General features: G+C 38.5%; 19 protein-coding genes. 16 read left to right on the top strand and 3 right to left on the bottom strand.

The genetic code is table 11. The features are described from left to right. Window positions 1-71 precede the first annotated feature (71 nt). From glmU to HMPREF1865_RS01880, 15 genes are all read left to right on the top strand, one after another. A complete protein-coding gene (gene glmU, locus HMPREF1865_RS01950; RefSeq protein ID WP_021147931.1) occupies window positions 72-1445 on the top strand; it encodes a bifunctional UDP-N-acetylglucosamine diphosphorylase/glucosamine-1-phosphate N-acetyltransferase GlmU in 1374 nt (457 codons plus the stop codon). Window positions 1446-1572: 127 nt separating this feature from the next. After that, window positions 1573-2526, top strand: coding sequence for a ribose-phosphate diphosphokinase (locus HMPREF1865_RS01945; protein ID WP_004693255.1), 954 nt, complete (start codon window positions 1573-1575; stop codon window positions 2524-2526). Between the two features lie 10 nt (window positions 2527-2536). Continuing rightward, window positions 2537-3115, top strand: coding sequence for an aminoacyl-tRNA hydrolase (pth, locus tag HMPREF1865_RS01940; protein WP_008600525.1), 579 nt, complete (start codon window positions 2537-2539; stop codon window positions 3113-3115). Between the two features lie 57 nt (window positions 3116-3172). Further along, entirely contained in the window at window positions 3173-4654 is a 1482-nt protein-coding gene (locus HMPREF1865_RS01935) for an aminotransferase class I/II-fold pyridoxal phosphate-dependent enzyme (RefSeq protein WP_060919005.1), read from the top strand. 2 nt (window positions 4655-4656) lie between these two features. Beyond that, a complete protein-coding gene (locus tag HMPREF1865_RS01930; protein ID WP_060919004.1) occupies window positions 4657-5343 on the top strand; it encodes a dTMP kinase in 687 nt (228 codons plus the stop codon). Between the two features lie 75 nt (window positions 5344-5418). Then, complete coding sequence (locus tag HMPREF1865_RS01925) at window positions 5419-6459, top strand: hypothetical protein (RefSeq protein WP_060919003.1); 1041 nt, start codon at window positions 5419-5421, stop codon at window positions 6457-6459. After that, on the top strand, window positions 6460-7305 hold the full coding sequence (locus tag HMPREF1865_RS01920; protein ID WP_008713595.1) for a PSP1 domain-containing protein: 846 nt from the start codon (window positions 6460-6462) through the stop codon (window positions 7303-7305). Continuing rightward, window positions 7298-8023: a tRNA1(Val) (adenine(37)-N6)-methyltransferase gene (locus HMPREF1865_RS01915; protein WP_008713596.1), complete on the top strand. Its 726-nt coding sequence runs from the start codon at window positions 7298-7300 to the stop codon at window positions 8021-8023. The genes HMPREF1865_RS01920 and HMPREF1865_RS01915 overlap by 8 nt, the downstream gene beginning before the upstream one ends. Further along, window positions 8013-8861, top strand: a complete 849-nt coding sequence (rsmI, locus tag HMPREF1865_RS01910; RefSeq protein ID WP_008713597.1) for a 16S rRNA (cytidine(1402)-2'-O)-methyltransferase — start codon at window positions 8013-8015, stop codon at window positions 8859-8861. The genes HMPREF1865_RS01915 and rsmI overlap by 11 nt, the downstream gene beginning before the upstream one ends. 34 nt (window positions 8862-8895) lie before the next feature. Then, the gene (metG, locus tag HMPREF1865_RS01905) at window positions 8896-10842 is read left to right on the top strand and encodes a methionine--tRNA ligase (RefSeq protein ID WP_008713598.1); all 1947 of its coding nucleotides are present in this window, start codon (window positions 8896-8898) and stop codon (window positions 10840-10842) included. Continuing rightward, window positions 10842-11612: a TatD family hydrolase gene (locus HMPREF1865_RS01900; RefSeq protein ID WP_060919002.1), complete on the top strand. Its 771-nt coding sequence runs from the start codon at window positions 10842-10844 to the stop codon at window positions 11610-11612. The genes metG and HMPREF1865_RS01900 overlap by 1 nt, the downstream gene beginning before the upstream one ends. A gap of 214 nt (window positions 11613-11826) precedes the next feature. Beyond that, entirely contained in the window at window positions 11827-13374 is a 1548-nt protein-coding gene (gene ppx, locus HMPREF1865_RS01895) for an exopolyphosphatase (RefSeq protein WP_060919001.1), read from the top strand. Further along, complete coding sequence (locus HMPREF1865_RS01890; protein ID WP_060919000.1) at window positions 13374-14939, top strand: Ppx/GppA phosphatase family protein; 1566 nt, start codon at window positions 13374-13376, stop codon at window positions 14937-14939. The genes ppx and HMPREF1865_RS01890 overlap by 1 nt, the downstream gene beginning before the upstream one ends. Then, window positions 14929-17046 (top strand): polyphosphate kinase 1, encoded by a 2118-nt coding sequence (gene ppk1 / locus HMPREF1865_RS01885; RefSeq protein ID WP_008600549.1) that lies wholly within the window; start codon window positions 14929-14931, stop codon window positions 17044-17046. Before HMPREF1865_RS01890 ends, ppk1 begins: the two co-directional genes overlap by 11 nt. 425 nt (window positions 17047-17471) lie before the next feature. Beyond that, window positions 17472-18449 carry a 3D domain-containing protein gene (locus HMPREF1865_RS01880; protein ID WP_004693280.1) on the top strand — a complete coding sequence of 326 codons (978 nt, stop codon included), beginning with the start codon at window positions 17472-17474 and terminating at the stop codon, window positions 18447-18449. A 47-nt stretch (window positions 18450-18496) separates the two neighbouring features. On the opposite strand, the gene msrB is transcribed toward HMPREF1865_RS01880, so the two are convergent. The 3 genes from msrB to HMPREF1865_RS01865 form a co-directional block, all read right to left on the bottom strand. Further along, window positions 18497-19435 (bottom strand): peptide-methionine (R)-S-oxide reductase MsrB, encoded by a 939-nt coding sequence (gene msrB / locus HMPREF1865_RS01875; RefSeq protein WP_060918999.1) that lies wholly within the window; start codon window positions 19433-19435, stop codon window positions 18497-18499. Beyond that, entirely contained in the window at window positions 19436-20557 is a 1122-nt protein-coding gene (locus HMPREF1865_RS01870) for a 5-methyltetrahydropteroyltriglutamate--homocysteine S-methyltransferase (protein ID WP_060918998.1), read from the bottom strand. It abuts the gene before it with no gap. Between the two features lie 253 nt (window positions 20558-20810). After that, window positions 20811-21749, bottom strand: coding sequence for a LysR family transcriptional regulator (locus HMPREF1865_RS01865; RefSeq protein ID WP_004697127.1), 939 nt, complete (start codon window positions 21747-21749; stop codon window positions 20811-20813). Between the two features lie 106 nt (window positions 21750-21855). Between HMPREF1865_RS01865 and rnmV the strand changes: the two genes are divergently transcribed. After that, on the top strand, window positions 21856-22369 hold a 514-nt coding region (rnmV, locus tag HMPREF1865_RS01860), incomplete at its 3' end, for a ribonuclease M5 (protein WP_072270786.1).

Raw genomic sequence — 22369 nt, 5'->3', positions numbered from 1 at the left:
GGGCTAAATAATGACGTAAAGAATATTTAAAATGGTATAGAGATATAAGAGATAACAGATAGGAGATTACTATGAATATTGCAAGCCTTATTTTAGCTGCTGGTAAGGGCACGCGTATGAAGTCTAAATTGCCAAAAGTGTTACACAAGGTCGGCGGTAAGGCGATGGTAGAACGCGTTCTTGAAACGGTTCAATCCATTGGTACCAATCGCGATGTTGTTATCGTTGGTTTTGGTGGCGATGCAGTACAAAATTACTTGGGAGAGCGTGCTGAATTTGTTCGTCAAGAAGAACAAAATGGTACAGGTCATGCAGTTAAGATGGCTCAACCAGTACTTGGTGATTATGATGGTACAATCTTATTGTTATGCGGTGATACTCCCCTGGTTACAAAAGAAAGTTTAGAAGCACTTTTAGAAGAACATAAAAATTCCGGTGCAGCAGCTACAATCTTAACTGCTCATATGCCGGATCCAACTGGTTATGGACGTATCATTCGTAATGAAGCGGGTTCTGTAGTTCGTATCGTAGAACAGAAAGATGGTAAACCTGAAGAATTAGCGGTTCAAGAAGTAAATACAGGTATGTACGCTTTTGATAGTAAAAAATTATGGCCTTGCTTAGATCAATTATCTGATGATAATGCCCAAGGTGAATTGTATATTACTGATGTAGTTGGTATTCTCGTAAATGGTGGCGACAAGGTAAGTGCATACATGACTAAGGATTTTGAAGAATCTTTAGGTGTAAACTCACGTTTGCAATTAGCAGAGGCTGAAGCTATATTAAAACATCGTAAAAATGTTGAGTTAATGACTGCTGGCGTAACAATTATTGATCCTGAAAATACCTATGTGGCTCCTGAGGTAACAGTAGGTGCAGATACAATTTTGCATCCTGGTACAATTCTTGAAGGTGATACCGTGATTGGTGAGCGTTGTGAAATTGGACCACATACTCGTTTGACGAATGTAAAAGTCGGTAATGATACGATTATCCATTTTACTTATGGTCATGACTGTGAAGTAAAAGACGGTGTAGATGTAGGTCCATATGCCCATTTGCGTCCAAATACAGTTTTAGGTAATAAGGTTCATGTAGGTAACTTTGTAGAGGTTAAGAACTCTATTGTTGGGGAAGGTACCAAGTTTCCACATCTCTCCTATATCGGCGATAGTGATGTTGGGGCCGGTGTTAATATTGGCTGTGGCACTATTACCGTAAATTATGATGGGAAAGTTAAGCATCGTACGACTATTGGTGATGGTGCATTTGTTGGTTGTAATAGTAACTTAGTTGCTCCTGTAACAGTAGGTAATTATAGCTATGTAGGTGCGGGCTCAACTATTACTAAAAACGTACCAGATAAGGCCTTGGCTGTAGGTCGCAGTAAGCAAATTGTGAAAGAAAATTGGGTAACAGAGGATACTTTCAAAAAGAAATAAAAAAAATCTCATATTTTTTAACACAATTAGGTCAAAATAGTATACAATAAAAAGGCAATAGTGTGTATCTGTAATGTATAGATTATGGATAAGTAACCAGTATAGGAGCAAATGAAAGGGTAACAAAATGGCATTTGAAGACGGCAAAAAACTCAAGATTTTCACAGGTAATGCAAATCCTGCATTGGCAAAGGAAATTTGTGATTATTTAGGGTTGCCTTTAGGTGAAGCATTTGTAGGTCGTTTTAACAATGGCGAAGTACAAATAATGATTGATGAAAGCGTACGTGGCAAAGATGTATTTATCATTCAACCAACTAGCTATCCTGTAAATGATAATTTAATGGAACTCATGGTTATGGCTGACGCGTTAAAACGCGCTTCTGCACGTCATATCACTGCAGTAGTTCCTTACTATGGCTATGCTCGCCAAGACCGTAAGACTCGCGGTCGTGAGCCGATTACAGCTAAGTTAGTAGCTAATTTGATGCAAACGGCAGGTATTACACGTCTTGTAACAATTGATTTGCATGCAGGCCAAATTCAAGGTTTCTTTGATGTGCCTGTAGATCATTTGTTTGGCGCATCTATTTTGGCTAAATATATTAATGAAAAAAATATGGAAGATGTTATCGTTGTATCTCCTGACCTCGGCGGTGTTACAAGAGCTCGTGATTTGGCTGACCGCATTGGTGCACCGATTGCAATCATTGAGAAAAAACGCCCTGAACCAGGTGTGGCTAAAGTTATGAATCTCATCGGTGATGTGGCAGGTAAAAACTGTATTATTATCGATGATATCGTAGATACGGCTGGATCCTTGGTTGAAGGTGCTAAAGCATTGGAAGAATTCGGTGCTAAATCTGTTACCGCCGCTGTTACACATGCAGTGTTGACAGATCCGGCAAGTGAACGAATTGCAAATTCCAATATTAAGGAACTTATCGTTACTAATACTATTCCATTGCCGGAAAATTGCAACTTACCAAATATTACGCAATTATCCGTAGCTCCATTGTTGGGTGAAGCAATTATGCGTATTTTCCATGAAGTATCTGTAAGTAATTTATTTGATAAATAATAGGTGATTCTTGAAATTAGTAGTAGGCCTCGGTAACCCCGGCAAGCAATACGAAAAGACAAAACATAATATTGGATTTATGGTTATTGATGCCATTGCCGATAGTGTCCCTCACACGCCTTGGAGAGAGGAGCAACGTGCTGAGGTATGCAGTATTACCGTGGATGGTGAGAAAGTATTACTTGTAAAGCCGCAAACATTTATGAATCTAAGTGGTGAGTCTGTAGGACCGTTAATGCGGTACTATAAAATTGATCCATCTGATGTGTATTGTATCTATGATGACATGGATTTACCTATAGGTAAGTTGCGTATTCGACCAAATGGTAGTTCGGGTGGACATAATGGGATTAAATCTTTAATTTCCCATATAGGAACAGAAAATTTTCCTCGTTTCCGCGTAGGAATTGGACGTCCGTTACCACAATGGACTGTCATTGATCATGTTTTAGCACCATTTAGTGAAGAGTCGCAAGAGAAGGTACAAAAAGGTATTAAGGATACGGTAAAAGCCGTATTAGGCACCTTAGAGGTAGGCATTGATAAAGGCATGAATCAATTCAATCCTAAACGTCGTCCACAGCGATAAATACATGCATAAGGGCATGAGTCTCATTGAGATTCATGCCCTTTTTACGAGGTACATATGAGTAATCAAGAAAAAATGCCTTTTGTAGAGGCTTTAGAATCATATAAAGAACAACATTTTGTGCCCTTTCATACGCCAGGTCATAAGATAGGCGTTGAAGCACCTCAACTGTTAAAGAATTGGATGGGGCCAGCGTTACCCTATGACTTAGGTGTTATGTACGCTTTAGATGATTTACATGAACCTGAACGGGAATTAAAAGAAGCGCAAGACTTAACAGCCGAATTATATGGAGCTGATTGCTGTTGGTTTTCTATTAATGGTACTACAGCTTTGATTGAAGCCATGATTATGGGGACCGTAGGGCCTGATGAAACCATTATTATTCCTCGAGAAGCACATCGTTCTGTTATTAGTGGGCTTGTTCTCTCAGGAGCCAAACCAGTATATATGGGCTGTGATTTTGATGAACGCTGGGGGATTCCACTAGGAGTATCATTAGAAAATGCTATCAAATCAATGGATGCACATCCAGAGGCAAAGGCGATTCTTTTAGTTTATCCAAACTATTATGGCGTGGGCATAGATATTGTTAATATCATACAAGAGGCTCATAAGCGGGAACTTATTGTACTTGTTGATGAAGCTCATGGTCCTCATTTGCCGTTCTCTGAAAGTTTACCTATAGAAGCTATAGAGGCTGGAGCAGATTTGGTGGCTCAAAGTACACATAAATCTGTTGGCTCTTTGACACAAACATCTTGGCTATTAGGGCAAGGTAAAAAAATTGATAAGCGGCGTATTACGCAAATGCATCAAATGCTACAAAGTACGAGTCCAAACTATATTTTCCTTGCTTCCTTAGATATGGCGCGCCATCAATTAGCCACAGCAGGTAATGATTTAGTAAGTCGTGCAGTAGAGTTGAGTGTGTACTTACGTGAGAAACTCAATAAAATTTCTGGTATTGCTACTATGGAATACACAGATATTCAAGAGCGGGTAATAAATTATGATTGTACTAAGGTGCTGATTGATGCAAAAGGCTTAGGTTTAACAGGTGTAGAATTTGAACATTTATTGCGCAATCATCGTATCGAAGTGGAGTTAGTACAGGCAAATCATGTGTTAGTACTTATTACAATTGGTGACACTAAAGAATCTGTGGATATCCTTATTAAGGCTGTACAAGCTGTGAGTGATGAAGTTCTAAGAGATTCTTCAAGAATTAGAAGCATGGATGTAGACCACTTATATAGGCCTAGCAAAGAGTCCGCTTTGTTACCCGTGCCTCAAGTTCGTGTTACCCCTCGTAATGCTATGTATGCAAATCGTGAGCAAGTACCTTTAAAAGAAGCACTTCATCGCATTGCAGGGGAGACCATTGCTTATTATCCACCAGGTATTCCCTGTGTAGCAGTAGGTGAAGAGATTAGTGCCTCTGTGTTACAATATATAGAGAATCGCAAGGCTTTAGGTTTTGTACCGAATGGTGCTGATGATATGACATTGGAAACATTTTGGGTATTACAGGAGTAATTATGGGGACTTTGATTATATTAGAAGGTGGAGATGGCAGTGGTAAGGCTACACAAACTAAACTCTTAGTAGAACGCTTGGCCAAAGAAGGGCATGCTGTTAAGTCTGTGAGCTTTCCAAACTATGATAGCGGCGCCGCTATGCCTATTAAAATGTATTTAGCTGGTGAATTTGGTAAAGATGTACATGATGTAAATCCTTATGTGGCAAGCTCTATGTATGCCATCGATCGATTTGCTTCCTTTAGAACTGATTGGGAGCAGTTTTATAACAATGGGGGTATCATCATTGCAGATCGTTATACCACATCAAATATGGTACATCAAATGGTAAAATACGATGATCCGAAGGAGCGTACTGCTTTTTTAGATTGGCTTGAAGATTTTGAGTTCCAAAAATTTGGCTTGCCTAAACCTGATGCGGTATGCCTTTTGGATATGCCCCTTGAAGTGAGCGAAGCCCTTATGGCGGAGCGCACTGGTAAAACAGGAGGCAATACTGGTGATATTCACGAAGGGAATCATGCATATTTAGTAGCCGTTCACGGTGCGTATGAAGAATTAGTAAAGCGTTATCAATGGCACCGCATACCTTGTGCTGATAAAGCTAAGTCTAGTCAGTATACATTGCGTACTATTGAAGAAATTCATAATGATGTATATAGTGTAGTAGAAAATCTACTACCTTAGAAAAAGGCGACTCTTTTAAAAGTCGCCTTTTTCCTATATAATATTAATATTGAGCATGTATTGATAGGAGGCGCTATGACATATTTTGATTCTATAATTGGTCAAGATTCGATTAAGGCACACCTATCTGAACTTGTAAGTCGTAATGCATTACCTCATAGTCTCTTGTTTTATGGCGAATCTGGTCTTGGCAAGCTAGATATGGCCATTGGCCTAGCGTCTTTATTACTAGGGCGTCAAGTATTCTCTCAACCTAAGGGGGAATCTTATTTAGCAGAGGTTAAGGAAGCCCGTTTAGCAAATGGGGATACGGAAAAACGTATCGAAGCCGAAGGATTACCTATCTATATGGATAAGGGTGATGCCTTTTGGATTCGCCCTATGAAAACAACCTTAAAGGTAGAGCAGTGGTATTCATTATTACAAGATCATCTGTCTGTGGCGGGCAATGGGAACCGCGTTGTCATTGTGGAGGACTTTCACACAGCCAATGCAGTTATGGCAAATGCTATGCTAAAAACCATTGAAGAACCACCCGAACAGGTGTACTTCATCATTATTACGAACAAGATTAACACCGTATTGCCTACCATCATTTCTAGATGTATGGGAGTTGGTTTTAACAGTGTTGATGTAGATACGATTCGCACCGCTCTTATAGCGCGTGGAATTACCGGTGATATAGAACAGGCTTTATTAGCTGGTCATGGTAATCCACAATTGGTGGAAAAACTGGCGACACAAGGTCGCATTGAAATGCTAGAGTTAGCCGTTAAGGTGATGGACATATTAGCTTTTGAAACGCGATGGTTTTCTATGATTTCCTTAGCTTGTGAAAGCTTATCTCGTGAAAGCCTAACGGAATTGATGCACTGGCTACGCCTTGTAAGTAGAGATATGATGGCTCTTAAAATGGGGGCTCAAGACACGCAATTACAAGTACCTATATACAAAACTCAATTATTACGATTATTACCGCGCTGGTCTATGCAAGCATTGGCTAAGGTTATTACCGAAACATTGCAAGCAGAACGGGCTTTGTGCTTACATATAAAAACCGCTCTCGTGGTGGACGGTCTTAGTATCGCCCTTCATGATGCTCGGGAGGAGGATTAAATGCTAACCATAGTTGGCGTACGCTTTAAAAAGGCGGGAAAGATTTATTATTTTCAGCCTGAACAATTAGAACTATCCGTTGGGGATGGAGTTATCGTTGAAACAGCACGTGGTGTAGAATATGGCACAGTTGTGATTGGACCTAAAGAGGTCTATGAAGATTCTGTTGTTGCCCCTGTTAAGCCTGTTATTAGACAGGCGACGTCTAAGGATTTGAAACAAATCGAGAAGAATAAAGAGCGCGAAGAAAAAGCCTTTGAAATTTGTCTCGAAAAAATTGAAAAACGCAAGTTACCGATGAAACTTATTAATGTGGAATACACATTTGATATGAATAAGATTATATTCTTCTTTACTGCAGATGGCCGTATTGACTTCCGTGAGCTCGTTAAAGATTTGGCAACTATATTTAGAACGCGCATCGAGTTACGCCAAGTAGGTGTCCGTGATGAGGCTAAAGTACTAAATGGTATCGGTGCTTGTGGTCGACCTTTGTGTTGTTCAAATTTCTTAGGTGACTTTACGCCTGTATCGATTCGCATGGCAAAGGATCAAAATTTAAGCTTAAATCCTACGAAGATTTCCGGTGTATGCGGTCGATTGATGTGTTGTCTTAACTACGAAGATGATTTATATAAAAAAGGTGGCGACCTATATGTGAAGAAGGAACGCACTCAATCTCCTCAAGATATAGCACCTCCTGGCATTGGTAAGGAGGTTGTTACCGATGAAGGTATTGGTAAAGTTTTAAAGGTAAATCATCATAAACATACTGTAAAGGTACAGCTCGAAGCGGGCCGTACTATCGATTTGAAATGGTCCGAGGTGGCATTGCCTGATGAATGATCAAGAACGACTTGATGATTTAATTATCGATGGCTTACAGATTTATCAGCGTTCTGATATGTTTCGCTTTTCCTTTGACGCCATAGCACTCATTCATTTTTGTCGTTTTAATGGTCGTCATACCTATGTTGATCTTGGAACGGGGTCAGGGGTTATGCCGCTTATAGGTACGTCATTAGGGGCAGGTCATATTACAGGTATAGAAATTAATGAAACTCTCGTTGAGTTGGCTAAGCGTAGCGTAGAACATAATCGTAAACAAGATGTGGTAAATATGTTATGTGGTGATTATCGGCATATGACATATCGAGATATACAAGATAAGCCTTTTGATGGTGTTATTGTTAATCCCCCTTTTTATGATTGTGAAAGCGGTGCAAAGCCTACATCTGAAGAGCGTACTTTAGCACTTCATGATGGACATACAACTTTATGTGATGTTCTGAAAGCGGTACAGTCTTTTATTAAATGTAAAGGTCGCTTGTGGATGATTTATAGTGCTAGTCGGTTGCAATATGTATTACATGAACTAGAAAGGTTTAACTTTCAAGCAAAACGAATTCGGTTTGTTCATGGTATGCTAGATAAACCAGCAAAATTAGTTTTGATAGAGTCTATTTTTCAAGGTCAGGCAGGTCTTGTACTTGAGCCACCACTCATCGTTTACAAAAAAACGAATGTGTACACGAAGGAGGTGTCCTCTTGGTATGAACGATAATGAATGGGGCGCATTATACTTGGTGCCTACACCGATTGGTAATTTAGAAGATATGACGTATCGATCTGTTCGTATTTTGGGTGAGGTAGATGCTATCGCGGCTGAGGATACACGTCATACGGGCATATTGTTAAAACATTTTGATATTAAAAAGCCTTTGATTTCTTATCATGAACATAATAAGGAGGAAAAAGGTGCTTATATTTTGGAGCTTTTGTTAGAAGGACAGTCGATTGCTTGCGTTAGTGATGCGGGTATGCCTGCTATTTCTGATCCAGGGGCAGACCTTGTAACAAAGGCCATTGAAGAAGGCATAGCTGTAGTTCCATTACCAGGAGCCAATGCGGCGTTAACAGCACTTATTGCATCAGGTTTAGATACTAAATCCTTTACCTTTGCAGGGTTCTTGCCTAAACGGGGAAAACATCGTATTGAAGAATTAAAAAGACTTTCACAAGTGACGGGAACCTTGCTGTTTTACGAAGCCCCGCATCGATTACAAGAGGTTTTACAAGATATGTATGAAGTCTTTGGTAATCGCTCTATAACGGTGGCAAGGGAATTGACGAAGAAGTTTGAAACCTTTGTACGCACCGATCTAGAAAGCCTTATAAAGGATTTAGAACAGCTCACCTATAAAGGTGAATTCGTCCTCATCGTAAGCGGTGCTGATACAGTGGAGTCCGATACTTGTGAAGTGTTGGATGAACCAGTATCTTATGAAGATGCTGTGCAAGCCCTTGTAGATACTGGGGTACCTAAAAAAGAAGCTATTCGCCAGGTGGCAAAGCGTTTTAACGTTTCCCGCCGGGATGTATATAATATTGTAGAACGTTAAACCTTCCCATTCGAAGGTTAGAAGGAGGCTCATCATGGGAGACACAAAGAAAACGTATTATATTACGACACCTATTTATTATCCAAGTGCTAAGTTGCACATTGGTCATACGTATTGTACATCTGTAGCCGATACAATTGCACGCTTTAAACGATTAGCAGGATATGATGTACGTTTTTTGACTGGTTCAGATGAACATGGCCAAAAAATCCAACGTGCTGCAGAAGCACAAGGCATTACTCCTCTTGAATATACTACAAATATTGTAAATGGTTTTAAAGCATTGTGGGAAAAAATGCATATTTCCAATGACGATTTTATTCGGACTACCGATGAACGTCATGAAAAGGTTGTTCAAGCGTTATTTACAAAAGCTTATGAGAAGGGCGATATTTACAAAGCCGAATATGAAGGCTGGTATTGTACACCGGACGAAACTTTTTGGACAGAGCAGAAGCTAGGACCTAATCATACTTGTCCGGATTGCGGTCGCCCTGTAGAGCGTGTTAAAGAGGAAAGTTATTTCTTCAAACTCGGTAAATATACGGATCAATGGCTTAAGTTTATTGAAGAGAATCCTGACTTTATTCAGCCTGAATCTCGTCGTAATGAGATGATTCAATTTGTAAAGCAAGGTCTAGAAGACTTGGCGGTGTCTCGTACATCCTTTGATTGGGGAATCAAGGTCCCATTTGATCCTAAACATGTAGTATATGTTTGGTTCGATGCATTAGTGAACTATATTAGTGCACTCTCTCCATTTGATGGTGATGGTGAACTATATAAAAAATACTGGCCTGCAGATCTCCATTTAGTGGGGAAGGAAATCGTACGTTTCCATACAATTATTTGGCCTATGATGCTCATGAGCCTTGAGTTGCCATTACCAAAAAAGGTATTTGGACACGGTTGGATGATTGTAGATGGTACAAAGATGAGTAAATCCTTGGGGAACGTAATCGATCCAATCCCATTGATTGATACATATGGTGCAGATTCTTTGCGTTATTACTTATTAAGCGAGATTACGTTAGGTAATGACGGCAACTTTACGTTACCTAACTTCGTTACAAAAATTAATGCAGATTTATCTAATGATTTAGGTAACTTATTAAACCGTACTATTGCGATGATTGAAAAATACCATGGTGGTGTGATTACAAAATGCGATGATATGGATGATTTGGATCGTGATGTATCTACATTAGCCGTTCAAACTGCAAAAGATTTTGAAGCGGCGATGGAAAATATGGAGCTTAATAAAGCTATCAAAACTGTATGGTCCTTTATTGGTCGCATGAATAAATACATTGATGAAACAATGCCTTGGGTATTGGCTAAATCTGAAGATGCTCATGATAAAGCGCGCTTGCAATCTGCTATGTATCACTTGGCAGAGGCATTGCGTATCATTGCCATCTTAGTAAGCCCTGTAATTCCTGTAGGAGCTCCAAAAATCTGGGAACAATTAGGGCTTACAGGTTTTGAAGCGGCTACGTTGGAAGATGCTAAAACTTGGGGATTATTGGCAACAGGTACTAAAGTTGTAAAAGGTGAGCCTATCTATCCACGTTTTGAAGTTCCTGAAATGGTAGATGTAGTTGTTACAGAAGAAGTTGAAGAAGCTGTAGATACATCTAATATTCCACCATTAAAAGAAAATATTACCTATGATGACTTTGAGAAACTCGATCTTCGTGTAGCTAAAGTTATAAGCTGTGAAAAGGTGCCTAAGTCCAAGAAGTTGTTGAAATTTGTATTGGATATCGGTATTGAAGAACGCACCGTATTAAGTGGTATTTCCCAATATTATGAACCGGAGACTATGGTTGGTAAAAAGGTAATCTATTTGTCTAACTTGGCTCCTAAAAAGATGATGGGCATTGAGTCTTATGGTATGATTTTGTCCGCCTCTGATTGGGAAGAACATTTAGAGGTAACAAATATCGAATCATTACCGGCAGGAAGTGTGGTTAAATAATGAAACTTTTTGATACACATGCTCATGTAAATGATGGGCGCTTTGATAATGATCGTAATGAGATGTTACAAGCCTGCTTTGATACAGGTGTAGAATATATTATGATTCCTGGTGTTGACAGAGGTACCGTTGAGTCTGGTTTAGCTTTGGCTAAACAGTACGATCAATTATATGCTGCTGTAGGGACTCATCCCCATGAATCAAAGGACTTTACAGAAGAAGACTACGAGTTTTATAAGGAACAAGCTCTTAACAATGATAAGGTACGTGCTATTGGTGAAATTGGACTAGATTATTACTATGATTTTTCTGACCGTGAAACACAAAAACGCGTATTTATTCGTCAGTTAGAGCTTGCTCGTGAAGTAGATCTCCCGATTATTATCCATGACCGCGATGCACATGGTGATATTATGAATATCTTGCGCAATGAAGGGAAGGATAACTGGGGCATTTTTCATTGCTATTCTGGTAGCTGGGAGATGGCAAAAGAAGCCATTAAAATGGGCTTTTATATTTCCTTTGCAGGTCCTGTAGTATTTCCTAAGTCTACAAATCTTAAGGAAGTAGCAAGACAAGTGCCATTAGAACGAATCCTCATTGAAACCGATTCACCGTATTTGACACCACCACCATTTAGAGGCCGTCGTAATGATCCAAGTAAAACTCAGTTTGTGGCAGAAGAAATTGCAAGCCTTAAAGGGCTCGATATAGATGAGTTTTGTGAAATTGCTTTTAATAATGGTAAACGAGTATTTGGTATCGAGTAAATGTAGAAACTAGTTCATAAGATTATTGGCTGATAAAATATCTGTTGGGCTTTAATTACTAAGTTTTTGCGTACAAAGTATTAAAATACATGATAAAACTAAATTAGAATTATAAATCATAAAACGCGGTTCTCCCTTAGCGGTGAGAATCGCGTTTTTCTATGGTATACTAAAGTATATTCAGACTGAACAGAAGTAAGATGAGGATAGCAACATGAAACGTATTGCATTTATAGATTTAGGCTCGAACTCAGTTCGTTTTGTCATATATGAAATTTCTAAGACTGGTAGTTATCGACTGATATATCAAGAGAAAGAAAGTGTACGTCTCAGTGAGAATATGTGGGGAACTCACGAACTGACCAAAGAAGCTATGGAACGCTCTTTGCGTGCTCTAAAAGGTTTTGTACACATGGCTGATGCAATGGAGGCAAATACGGTTAAAGCTGTTGCTACCGCAGCAGTACGTTTGGCTAAAAATGGGGATGCTTTTATTAAATCCGTAAAAGAACGAACGGGTTTGGATTTAGAATGTATTGCTGGTGAAGAAGAGGCTCGCCTGGGGTTTCTTGGCGTTATCAATACCATTGGACTTAAGGATTTTATTATTTTTGATTTAGGTGGTGCCAGTACCGAGATAACCCTTGTACGAAATCGTCATATTACAAAATCGGTGAGCTTGCCGATAGGGGCCCTTACCTTAACAGGCACCTATCAGAAGGGGGATGAATATACTCCTAAAGAACTTGATAAACTGACGAAAGTTGTAAAGAAAACGATTAAGGAACATACATGGCTTCGCAATGTGAAATTACCGCTCCTTGGTATCGGTGGCACTGCTCGTAATATTGCTAAAATGAATCAACGCAAGTTATCTTATCCTATTACAAAGCTACATAATTATGAAATTCCATATCATAGATTCCATGAAATTTTGGAAGAAGTAAAAGGCAAAACTCTAGAGGAGCGCAAAAAGATTAGTGGTTTATCATCGGAGCGCGCTGATATCATTATTGCCGGCCTTACTATCGTAGAAGAATTATTTAACTACGTAAATACTAAAACACTCGTTGTTGGTGGTTGTGGTTTGCGAGAAGGTTTATTTTATGACTATTATGGAGCGCACTACTTAGGTGGTAACTCTATTATTGATGATATTTTAGTACATTCTGCAGAGAATGTATTATTAGGTATGACTAAACATGAGTTAGTTCATGCTAAATATATTACAGATTTAGCTATTAAACTGTATGATGAATTAGAACCACTTCATAGAGCTGATAAAAATACAAGACGTTGTTTGATTGCGGCTAGTTTATTACATGATATTGGTAAACGGATTAATTATTATAGTCATGCCCGACATGGCTGCTATATGCTTGTCAATAGTAATTTATATGGGCTTTCCCATATTGAACAAGCTTTTAGCGCGTTCCTTGTTATGAACTCTCATGGTTTGACGCCAAAAGAGTATAAAAACTTCTTATACGGTAAATTGTTAGATCAAGAACAGCGTTTGTTGGGACAAAAAATATCTATTATTCTAGCCTTGGCTGAAGCTCTTGATGAAAGTCATGAACAATTTATTCGCCATTTATCCGTGAATCTAAAATATACTAGTGTACAATTAGTTGTAACCTATTTGAATGGTCGCGATATAAGTGTCACAAAAGCGGCTGTAGAGAAATTAGGAAAATCCTTCAAAAAAGAATTCAAGAAAACATTAGAAATAGAGTGGAAGGAAGCTCGTAAGGAGGCATAATGGCATTACCAAAAGCGTTACGATATGCAGTGCTACATGTAGGCTCCAGTAGCATGAGTATTACTATTTTAGAATACAAAGGCATCGATGATGTACGCGTTATAGATTATGCAGCTAGGGAGGTAACCTTTGGGGAAGAATTATTCCAAACCTCTCGTTTAAGTTTTGAAACGATTGAGGAAATTTGTCATATCTTAAAGGGATATAAACAATTAATGTCTGATTACGGTGTGAGTCGCTCTAGATTATATGGTACTACTGTAATACGTGAAGCCGCTAATCGTCGTAGTATTCTGGACCAAATTTATATTCAAACAGGTATGCGTGTTGAGGTTATCGACATGCCTAAAGAGGTGTATTACAAATATGCCTTACTATACTACAAGATGACTAATCAGTACCGCTTGACGGATCCTACAAAGGCAACATTATTTCTTGATATTACTTCTGGTGGTGTAGGTTTAACCGTTTGGCGTGGTGAAAGCTTATTATTCCAGCGCAATATGCATAGCGGGTCATTACGTGTTATGGAATCTTTTAATCGCAACCAACGTTCCTCTACATCGTTTCCAATGGCTATTACCGAGTATTTACATCGCATGATAGGCCCATTACGGGAGGAGCTTAAGACCTTCAATATTAATAGTGTTATTTTATCAGGCGATGAAGCTCAATATATGGCGCGTCTCATGGGAGATGGCAGTAATAAGGACGATATTATTACCATTGAACCAGAACGTTTTAAGGGGTTCATCAAATCCTTTGATGGTGTAACAGCCACTAAGTTGATCAATCGATATAAACTACCTGAATATAAGGCGAATATTTTGATGCCTACTATGATTTTATTTAATGAAATTATAACGGCTATAGAGCCTAAATCGTTGATTTTTAGTAGCTTCTCCTTCTCTCAAGGAATAAGCTGGTTCTATGGAGTTGAGGCGGAAAATAATCCCTTTATGTACCAATTGCGTGAGCAAAATGCTCAATTAGCTCGTGCTGTTGCCGCTAGATATCATACTGACAGCATTCATGATGTTGAGGTGGAACGTTTCAGTTCTTTATTCTGTAAAACATTACGCCATAAAGGTTTACCGGAGCGGTGGGGTTACTTATGCCGCATTGCAGCTATATTGTGTTCTGTAGGCAAGTTTGTTAATTTACGAAACCATGGAGAGCATGCGTATCATATTGTGATGGGCACAGATATTTTCGGGCTTTCAGAAGAAGAAAAACAAGTAGTTGCAAATGTCGTATTTTATCACTATAAGGGAACTCCATCTGATGATGATACATATTTTAATTCCTTGACAGAATTACAAAAGATTCAAGTTACAAAGTTAGTAGCTATCATTCGTGTGGCCTGTGCTCTCGATGCAGGGAGTAACCAAAAAATCTCAGATGTTATATTGGAAGAGCGCGATAATGTATTGTATGTATTCTGTCGCACTAATGAGGATATTTCTCTAGAATGGTGGACGTTTAATCGAGATGCTGAATATTTTACAGAAGTATTTGGTATGGAACTTATGCTTGTAAGAGGAGGTGACCGCCATGTTCAGTAATGCTAAATATTATTTTAATCGTGAATTATCTTGGCTAAAATTTAATCAGCGTGTACTATTAGAGTCCATAGATCCAAATACTCCGCTGTTGGAGCGGTTGCGTTTTATTGCTATTGCTAGTTCTAATTTAGATGAGTTTTTTATGATTCGAGTGGCTGGCTTACGCCATCAAGTTGTGAATGGCATTGTTAAATATGATGCGGCTCATATGGATGCAAAAGCACAATTAAAGGCGATTGATGAATCTGTACAACGTCTTGTTTCCATGCAAAGCACGTATTTAAATAATGTATTGACTGAACTAGAGGCTCATGGCTTTTTCTTTACCCATCCTGATACACTAGATGTAAAAACAAAAGCCTGGCTACGCCATTATTTTGAGGAACATATATACCCCGTAGTAACACCATTGGCTGTTGACTCGGGGCACCCATTTCCATTTTTAACAAATCATACCATTAATGCAATTGTACGTATCTTTCAAATACAAGAGGATGGGACTAAGGATTACAAGATTGCTATCTTGCCAATACCATCTGTATTAGATCGAATCATTGAAGTTCCAAGCCGTGGCAATAAGGAACATCGATTTGTTTATCTAGAAGATGTCATTACTTATTATGCAAATCAATTTTTCCAAGGTTATGGTATTGAAGATTATATGGTTTTCCGTATTACACGTGATGCAGACCTTGAAATAGATGAGGAAGAAGCAACAGATTTGCTATCTGAAGTAGAGGCATCCTTGCGGCGTCGCCGTCGTGGTGATGCGGTACGTCTTGAAGTTTGTGGAGAGATAAAGGATCACTTATTAGACTTTGTTCTTACAAGTGTAGAATTAGAGCAAAAGGACGTATATCGCATTGATGGACATTTGGATTGCCGTATGTACTTTGATTTCTGTAACTATCCTGGTTATGATAAGCTCCGATATGAACCGTTTGATCCTAAGATTCCTAGTGAATTAGTTGATCATGAAGGTGATAGCTTATTTTCTATTATTGGGAAGCAAGATCTTTTTGTTCATCATCCCTTTGAATCTTTTGCAGTGGTTGAGCAATTTATTGCACAAGCAGCTATAGATCCTGATGTATTGGCTATTAAACAAACATTATATCGCGTTAGTGGGGATTCTCCGATTATTGCGTCCTTAATAAAAGCGGCAGATAATGGGAAACAAGTAACCGTCCTTATGGAGGTTAAGGCGCGGTTTGATGAAGAAAACAATATTCATATGGCGCGTCGACTCGAAAAAGCGGGATGTCATGTTATTTATGGTTTAAAAGGTCTTAAGACACACTCTAAAATTACTATGGTGGTACGCCGGGAAACGGATGGTATTAGGCGGTACGTCCATCTAGCAACGGGAAACTATAATGGTAAAACAGCTCGCATGTATACTGATTGTGGTATATTTACTTGTAATGATGAGTATGGTGATGATGCGTCACGTTTCTTTAACTTGATTTCTGGATATTCTGACCCACCGATTTGGAATAAGTTTATTGTAGCGCCTTTAAATTTACGTGAAAAAATTATGGAACTTATTGACCGTGAAATCGAGTTTGCTAAGAATGGGGAAGAAGCCTATATCATTGGTAAGATGAATTCTCTGCTCGATAAAAAGGTCATTGCTAAGTTGTATGAAGCTTCTTCTGCTGGAGTTCGTATCGATCTTATCGTGCGTGGTATTTGTACGCTTCGTCCTGGCATTGCCGGTGTTAGTGATAATATAACAGTACGCTCTATTGTGGGGCGTTTTCTTGAACATCATCGTTTGTTCTACTTCCGTAATGGAGGGAATGAAAGTCTGTACCTATCTAGTGCAGATTGGATGCCTCGAAATTTGAATGAACGTGTAGAGCTTATGATTCCTATTGAAGATAAACGCCATAAAGAACGGGTAAAAAGTATTTTAGATTTATATTTAGATGATACATTAAAAGCTCATTTTATGAGAGCAGATGGTTCATATCATAAAATCAATGATCGAGAGAATCCTATATCTGCTCAAGAGGAGCTAATGAAAGCTGCTATTGAGCATGAACACAGAGAGTCAATGACGGTCATTGAACGGTTACAACCGATGTTAAAAATGAATAGATGATGAAGAAACCTTAATATATTAGGTAATGAATTTTAATACAATTACATAACATATAAAAAGCCCATTATATGGGCTTTTTTACTTTCTTATACATTTAAAAATGAGGGTAAAGTGAAGTTTTGAGTATTCTAGAAAATATTGGTAACAATTGAAAAACACATAAAAATACAAATTTAGTAATAAAAAATCTGTATATACTATATGTGGTATTAGTATTGTATATATGTACACAATTCGGAATATATTGTATAGTATTTAAAAATATCGATATGTACGCATACGGTGGACTTTTATTAAAAAATACAAAATACAAACTGTTATAAATTCAGTATTTATAAAGGATTTTGCCTTATTGTTAACTTACGGCGTTTGACAGGTTGTATCTATCTGTAGTAGAATAATACCATTACAGGAGGGATTACAACATGAGAATTCATAAGACACACAAGCGATATATTTCGTCTGTTGTTGCCGGATTGATTGTAACAGCTGTAACCATGACCGGGTTTTCTTATAATGATAAAACCGTTACCGTTATGGTCGATGGTGCAGCACACACTGTTAGAACGCATTTAAATTCTAACGAAGGCATTGTACGCGATGCTGGGGTTAAGTTAAATCCAAATGATAAAGTTATTTCTAGTTCATCTACAGTTCAAAATGGAACAACCTTAACAGTTGTTCGTGCTATTCCAGTTTATGTAACTGTAAATGGTAAAACAAGAGCTGTATTCACTACAGAAACAACTGCTCAAGGTGTTGCTAATGAGCTTGGTTTCAAAGCACCTAATTATGTAGTAGTGGGCGATGAAAATGGATCTGTTTTAAGTGGTACACGTATAACAATTGCTCAAGTAACAAGCCGCTCTCTATCTACAGTAGATCAAGAAGTTGCTGTTGAAGTGGTTCGTCAAAAAGATGATACTATGGCTAAGGGCGAAGAAGAGGTTGTTCAAGTTGGTCAACCTGGCTTAGAACGAGTACAACGTGAAACACTATATAGTAATGGTACAGTTATTAAAACTAATGACGTATCTAAAGTAACACAACGTGCAATGGTACCTACAATTATTAAAGAGGGCACTCGTGAGGTGACTACATCTCGTAATGTGGCAGGACGTGCGTCTCGCGCTATCGTAATGGAAGCATCTGCTTATCTTGCTGGCGATGGTGATGGTGCTGGTATTACAGCTACGGGCTTACCTGCAGTACGTGGCATTGCTGCAGTTGACCCAGATGTTATTCCATTGGGAACACGTTTATTTATTCCTGGTTACGGTGAAGCTATTGCTGCCGATACAGGTGGTGCTATAGTAGGTAATAAAATCGACCTTGTAATGGACTCTTATGGTGAGGCTATGGACTTTGGTCGTCAAGACGTTACAGTGTACGTTTTGGATTAATATAATAAAAGGACGCCTTACATATGTATGGCGTCCTTTCATTTTAACTAGTCCTCAATATATGGAATTAAGTATTCGTATTTGGTACCTTTTAATTCTTCTTTAGGAATAAATTTTAAAGCAGATCCATTGATACAGTAGCGAAGAGAGCCATTGGGCCCATCTTCAAATACATGACCTAAATGAGCATTACCAATGCGGCTACGAACTTCTATGCGATTCATACCATGTGAGTCATCTTGGTAATATTTGATAACATCTTTAGCTATTGGCTTAGTAAAGCTAGGCCAGCCACAATGAGAATCGAATTTATGGGATGATACAAAAAGGGGTTCTCCAGTTGTAATATCAACATAGAGACCTGCTTTGAACTCATCTGTTAGTTCATGACTGAAAGGTGCATCAGTAGCAGAGTTTTGAGTTACTTCAAACTCTTGCGGCGTTAAAGCCTTTAAATCTTCCTGGGAAGGTTTAGTATATACATTGTCATCGATGAGTGGTTCATCAGATAGACCTAATGGAATGTGACAATAGCCATTAGGATTTTTGTCTAAGTAATCTTGATGGTATTCCTCGGCAGAGTAGTAGTTCTCTAACGGTAATACTTCAATAGCAAATGGTTTGCCTTCAAAGGCTTGAGCACGAGCTAAGGTGCTTTCAATAATGGCCTTATCTGTTGGATCAGTATAATAAATACCCGTACGATATTGAATACCTACGTCACCACCTTGTTTGTTGATACTAAAGGGATCAATAGCACGTAGGAAATATTGAATTAAGTGGTCTAAAGATAATATATCAGTATCGTAAGTAACCTTGAGAGCTTCTACGTGGCCACTATTGTGGCATACATCTTCATAACTTGGATTTTCTGTAGGTCCATTAGCATAGCCTACCTCAGTAGAAAGGACACCGGAGATCTTTCTGATGTACCCTTGAAGGCCCCAGAAACAACCGCCACCTAAATATATAGTATGTTCATTCATTTAATCACCCCAAACTTCATGAGCTATTTCTTTGACTAATGCGAGTTTAGCCCATTGTTCTTCCTCGGTCAATTGGTTGCCAATTTCACAGGATGCAAAGCCACATTGAGGGGATAAGCAAAGTCTTTCGAGAGGGATATATTTTGTTGCTTCTTTGATACGTTCTTTGATGACTTCTTTATCTTCTAACTCAGGGCGTTTAGATGTGATAAGGCCTAATACAACCTTTTTATTAGGAGAAACTTCACGCAATGGCTCAAAACCTCCAGAGCGATCATCATCAAATTCTAGGTAATAAGCGTCTACATTTTCCTTGGCAAATAGGATAGGGGCAATAGGTTCGTACCCACCACTAGCGGCCCATGTAGAGTTATAGTTACCACGACATACATGTGTAGTAAATGCTAAGTCGTGAGGGCGACCTTCAAGAGCTAAGTTATTCAAACGTAAATATTTAGCGGTTTCACCTTCAATGGTTACACTTTTATCCTTTTGACGACCTGTCCAGTAAGCATGGTCACAACACATACCCCAAGTACAATCATCAAATTGAATGTTCCGGCAACCTGCATCATAGAGGTCTTTAATCACTTGGCGATAGGCAGCTGCAATATCTTGAATGAGTTCTTCTAAATCAGGATAGAAGGAGCGTGTTGTAATGCCGTTATTCTCACGAAATAATTCAGCTAAGAATTGGGATGGGGCTGGGATTGTTTGACGCGCCGTAGTATTTTCATCTTCAAATTGCTTCACAAATTTAAAATGCTCTACAAATGGATGATTAGTACCGGTGATTTTACCTGTAAGAGCGAGGGAGCCGGGTGCAGTTTCTTGACCGACGAATTTATAACCGTGTTCCAGTTCAATTTCTTTTACGCCGTTAAAGCCCCACATGAAGTCTAGATGCCAATAGGCACGACGGAATTCGCCATCTGTAATCACTGGTAGGCCAGCTGCTTTCTGTTTTTGAATGAGGTCTGTAATAAGACGATCTTCAACGGCTGTTAATTCTTCTCGAGTAATATTTCCCTTATTAAAAGCTTCGCGTGCTTCTTTTAATTCTGCTGGGCGTAGGAAGGAACCTACGATATCAAAGTGGAATGGTGCTTTATGTTTGGACATAATAATCCTCCTTATATAAACGATTAAACCGATAATTTTGATAGGTTAATTATAGCTAAGTATGATTATATATAAAAATATCAATATGTTTGAGTTGTGTATAGTTTGAAGTTATGTCTATGAGTGATTTTATTCTTTAAGTTATACCTAAGAAGGCACTCTCTAAAATAGAGAGTGCCTTCTTTATGGATTATCTGATACATCTAAATTGAACAATAGTGTTGTATCGTTCTATAAATAATATGATATATAATTATTTTTTGTTTTCCGGTAATTGAATATGTCTACCGTAATTACTAACGTATTGTTCTAAGGCGTGGATATATTCTTGACCTAAACGGCTACGTTGCATTTTATTATTAGTAATATAGCCAATGTGCATTAAACCTTCTTCGGCAAGTGGAACGGAAATGATATTTTCACCATTTACCTCTTTATCGATTACACCACTAGATACAGTGTATCCATCAAGGCCAAGTAATAGGCTAAATAAAGATGCTCTATCGCGAACACGGATATGTTTTGGGCGCACTACGGTACTGAAGATTTCTTCAGAGAAGTAGAAGGAGTTGTGATCGCCTTGCTCAAAGGAAATATATGGATATTCCTCTAATTCGTCCATAGAGACTACCTCTTTATGGGCTAATGGATGCGTTTTACCAATAAAGATATGAGGATGGGCCGTAAATAATTCAGTAAAGGTTAATTCGTTAGTGTGAATTAATTTTTCTAATACAGGACGGTTGAAATCATTATAATAGAGCAAACCAATTTCACTCTTCATATGAGCCACGTCATCGATAATTTCATAGGTTTGTGTTTCTCGTAAGGATACATCATATTGATCGATTTCAGCGCCTTTTAAAAGCTCTACAAAGGCATTGACTGCAAAGGAGTAATGTTGAGTAGACACAGAAAATTGTTTTTTACCACCGCTTTGGCTCTTATATTGCTCCTCTAAAAGGGCTGCTTGTTCTAACACTTGGCGCGCATAGCCGAGGAAGCGTTCCCCTTCTTTAGATACGGTAATTCCTTTATTTGTACGATCGAAAATGGTAATACCCATTTCTTTCTCTAGTTCTTTAATAGCCTTGGTGAGACTCGGTTGAGACACAAATAATCTCTTGGCTGCCTCACTAATACTGCCTATATTGGCAATTGTTGTGACATACTTTAATTGTTGTAAGGTCATAATTGGCCTCCTTTTATATATTACACTATTAATACTACTCGATTATAAGTATTTAAGCAATGTTATATATATGTTACAATGTATTAATAGAATAAAAGGGGGATATATGTTAAAACAAGTCATTGTCGTAGAAGGAAAATCTGATATACAACGTATCGCTCAAGCTGTAGACGCTGATTGCATTGCTACAGAAGGATTTACCCTCAGAAGAGGTGTTATCGATATGATTCGCGTTGCCTATGAGAAACGTGGCATTATTATATTAACTGATCCTGATACAGCAGGGGAGCGAATCCGACGCGTTTTAACTAAAAAATTCCCTAATGCACAACATGCTTTTGTGCCTCGTGACGAAGCGTTTGCAAATGATGATATTGGCATAGAACAAGCATCTCCAGAGTCAATTAGAAAGGCTCTATCTACATTACACGTAGAATCTCTAGAATCATCTAACGAATTTACTATGGTGGACTTAGTGCGTCACGGATTGTCTGGTATGCCTGATAGTGCAGCTCGTCGAGCGGTTATTGGTGCTAAATTAGGTATTGGATACGGTAATGGAAAGCAATTTTTATACCGTTTAAATCATTATGGTATAACCCGAGATGCTTATGAAGAGG

Origin of the sequence: Veillonella parvula (assembly GCF_001553335.1) — a bacterium.
Classification (GTDB): domain Bacteria; phylum Bacillota; class Negativicutes; order Veillonellales; family Veillonellaceae; genus Veillonella; species Veillonella parvula_S.
This window is presented reverse-complemented; position numbering and strand designations above follow the sequence as displayed.

Coding starts and splice junctions, on each gene's coding strand:
- HMPREF1865_RS01900 (WP_060919002.1), top strand. CDS start 10,842: ATGAAACTTTTTGATACACATGCTCATGTAAATGATGGGCGCTTTGAT.
- ppx (WP_060919001.1), top strand. CDS start 11,827: ATGAAACGTATTGCATTTATAGATTTAGGCTCGAACTCAGTTCGTTTT.
- metG (WP_008713598.1), top strand. CDS start 8,896: ATGGGAGACACAAAGAAAACGTATTATATTACGACACCTATTTATTAT.
- HMPREF1865_RS01915 (WP_008713596.1), top strand. CDS start 7,298: ATGAATGATCAAGAACGACTTGATGATTTAATTATCGATGGCTTACAG.
- ppk1 (WP_008600549.1), top strand. CDS start 14,929: ATGTTCAGTAATGCTAAATATTATTTTAATCGTGAATTATCTTGGCTA.
- HMPREF1865_RS01930 (WP_060919004.1), top strand. CDS start 4,657: ATGGGGACTTTGATTATATTAGAAGGTGGAGATGGCAGTGGTAAGGCT.
- HMPREF1865_RS01865 (WP_004697127.1), bottom strand. CDS start 21,749: ATGACCTTACAACAATTAAAGTATGTCACAACAATTGCCAATATAGGC.
- HMPREF1865_RS01935 (WP_060919005.1), top strand. CDS start 3,173: ATGAGTAATCAAGAAAAAATGCCTTTTGTAGAGGCTTTAGAATCATAT.
- HMPREF1865_RS01880 (WP_004693280.1), top strand. CDS start 17,472: ATGAGAATTCATAAGACACACAAGCGATATATTTCGTCTGTTGTTGCC.
- HMPREF1865_RS01925 (WP_060919003.1), top strand. CDS start 5,419: ATGACATATTTTGATTCTATAATTGGTCAAGATTCGATTAAGGCACAC.
- HMPREF1865_RS01920 (WP_008713595.1), top strand. CDS start 6,460: ATGCTAACCATAGTTGGCGTACGCTTTAAAAAGGCGGGAAAGATTTAT.
- HMPREF1865_RS01870 (WP_060918998.1), bottom strand. CDS start 20,557: ATGTCCAAACATAAAGCACCATTCCACTTTGATATCGTAGGTTCCTTC.
- glmU (WP_021147931.1), top strand. CDS start 72: ATGAATATTGCAAGCCTTATTTTAGCTGCTGGTAAGGGCACGCGTATG.
- HMPREF1865_RS01890 (WP_060919000.1), top strand. CDS start 13,374: ATGGCATTACCAAAAGCGTTACGATATGCAGTGCTACATGTAGGCTCC.
- HMPREF1865_RS01945 (WP_004693255.1), top strand. CDS start 1,573: ATGGCATTTGAAGACGGCAAAAAACTCAAGATTTTCACAGGTAATGCA.
- rsmI (WP_008713597.1), top strand. CDS start 8,013: ATGAACGATAATGAATGGGGCGCATTATACTTGGTGCCTACACCGATT.
- msrB (WP_060918999.1), bottom strand. CDS start 19,435: ATGAATGAACATACTATATATTTAGGTGGCGGTTGTTTCTGGGGCCTT.